This window comes from Pseudomonas sp. W2Jun17 (assembly GCF_023127795.1).
GTDB classification, from domain to species: domain Bacteria; phylum Pseudomonadota; class Gammaproteobacteria; order Pseudomonadales; family Pseudomonadaceae; genus Aquipseudomonas; species Aquipseudomonas synxantha_A.
In genome coordinates this window covers 206,990-209,180 of sequence record NZ_SPKO01000034.1, presented here as the reverse complement: position 1 = coordinate 209,180, position 2,191 = coordinate 206,990, and the positions used below count along the sequence as shown (strand labels likewise).

General features: G+C 64.6%; 1 protein-coding gene. It reads right to left on the bottom strand.

Annotated features, from left to right (window positions below; all coding sequences use genetic code 11):
* Positions 1 to 2,191: SDR family NAD(P)-dependent oxidoreductase (locus E4O98_RS22775; protein ID WP_248136306.1), on the bottom strand; the 2,191-nt coding region annotated here is incomplete at both ends.

Sequence of the window (2,191 nt, the reverse complement as noted above, 5' to 3'; positions counted from 1 at the left end):
TGGTCTGCGGTGTGGGTTGGTCGAACAGCCCGGCTGCCTGCAATTGCACCAACAGCACCTGGCACAATAGTGTCTGCAAAGGCTCCAGCATCAGCCCGCCACGCAATTGCAGCGAGCCACGACCTTCGACGGCCATGGCAAACAGCGCGAGCATGTTTGCCATCCGTTGTGTTTCGCACGGCATCACGCTGATCAGTTGCCGCGGGCATTCCAATGCCAGCGGCGTGCGCGCCTCCCGCCCCGTCCCTGCAACGCGCAGCCATGGCCGAGACAACGCCAGGTCAACCACCTCCATTGCCGCCGACAAACCGATCAAGCCGGCGCCTGTTTTCTCACGTAGCACTTGCAGCGCAGGCGAACCGGCCAATGCGCCTGCGTCCGCCCAGTAACCCCAGTCGATAACGGCGACCGCACAAGGCAAGTGCTGCGCCAAATAGCCGCCCAGTTCATCGATGAAACAACACCCGGCTGCATAGTTGCTCTGATTGGGCGATCGCTCGAAGGCATTGATCGAGGAGAAAAACACCAGGAAATCCAAGGGCGGTCGTTGCAGCGCCTGCTCCAGCGCCGCGCCGGTAGCGACCTTTGCCGCCAGCACCTGGCTGAACTCGTCGCGGCTCATACGTTGAACACTCTTGCCCCGCATGACCATGGCTGCATGGATCACGCCATGCACCTGGGCGTGCTGGCCGTGCACCCAGTCCAGAGCCTCGCGCAATGCTTGCGGATCGCCCGCATCGGCAGGCAGGTAAATCGGGGCCGGCCCTTCACTCGCCAGACGCTCGATGTCGGCGCGGATGTTTTCGTCCAGAGGTCGCCGGCCTATCCAGTACACCTGAGCCTGGTAATCGACGATCAGGCGTCGCGTCCAGGCCACACCGATCCCGCCGGCACCACCGATGATGATGTAGCACCCACCCTTTCGGTAGACCGGAGGCGCCGCGCAATAATTGACCTCCCGCAGCACCTGGCAATACCACTGACCTTCGCGCCACGCCCCGCTCGCGCCTACCGGCAGGGCAGCCAGTGGCGCAAGCGACGGTGAAGCCGCCATCGGCGCCAGGGGCAGGTCCACCACGCGGACCTTCCACGTTGGGCACTCGTTCGCCAGCGTGCCCGCCAGACCGTGCACGGGCGCATGCGTGGGGTCATGGCGCTCGCCCGGCAGCACCTGCAGTGCCTGGCGAGTCACCACCAGCAACTCCAGCGGGTGCTCGCGCACCTTCAGCATCAACAGCCCCTGGCACAGCGCGAACAGCGCCATTACCCCGTGTTCCTGCGCAGCAGTGGCAGCCTGCGCAGACCAGGCTTCGCCGCTCGGGATCGGGGCCAGCCAGATCAGGCGTTCGAAAGCGCCGGCATTGCCGAGCGCGTCCCGCCATTGCTCTGCCGACCAATCCGATTGGCCTGCCAGCACGCTGGCCTGGGTGCTGCCAGCTGACCAGGCCTGTGCCTGTGCCGGGTCGGCGCTGATAATCAACGTGCGGCGCTGTGCCTCTGCATGCCCTTCTTCAACAGGGTGCAGCACACGCCATTCGACGCTGTGGACCTTGGCCTTGGGCGATTGCTCTTGTTGGACTGGGGCGGCCTTGAGTACAAAATCTTTGGCCGTGGCGCAAACGCGTCCGCCCTCGGCGATCCATTCAATATTGAATCGGCACTGCTGTGCGCCCGTCGTGGCAGCGCTGACATGCACCCAGTAGCGCTCAGGCAACGGAGCCGACAGCTGCAACTGGCCGACCGAAAATCCCAGCCTGGCTTGCTCACCGGATTGACGTATGGCCAAAAGCACCGCTGCTTGAAAAGCCGCATCGACAGCGGCGGGAGAAAACGGCAGGTCATCGGCCGCACCCGCAGGCACCACGACCAACGCCAGCAACGATTGATCACCTTGCAGGTGGCTGTCCTGCAACACCCGGTATGTTGGCCCATATGCCATGCCGACGTTGCGTAATTGCTCATACAGCACCTCCCGCGTCAGCCAGGCGTCAGGGTGAGCCCGCCTCAACGCATGCACGTCACGCCGCACCTCATCAGTCTGGCCGGGCGCCAGTGTGCCGCTGCACAACGGATGCACCAGGCCCTCGACGCGCACCTCGAAATCGGTTGCCCCGGCGCTTGCTGGTCGCAGGCTCACACGCAGCAGCGCACCCTGTAGCGGCACGTCCAGGGCCTGCAGCCACGCCACCTG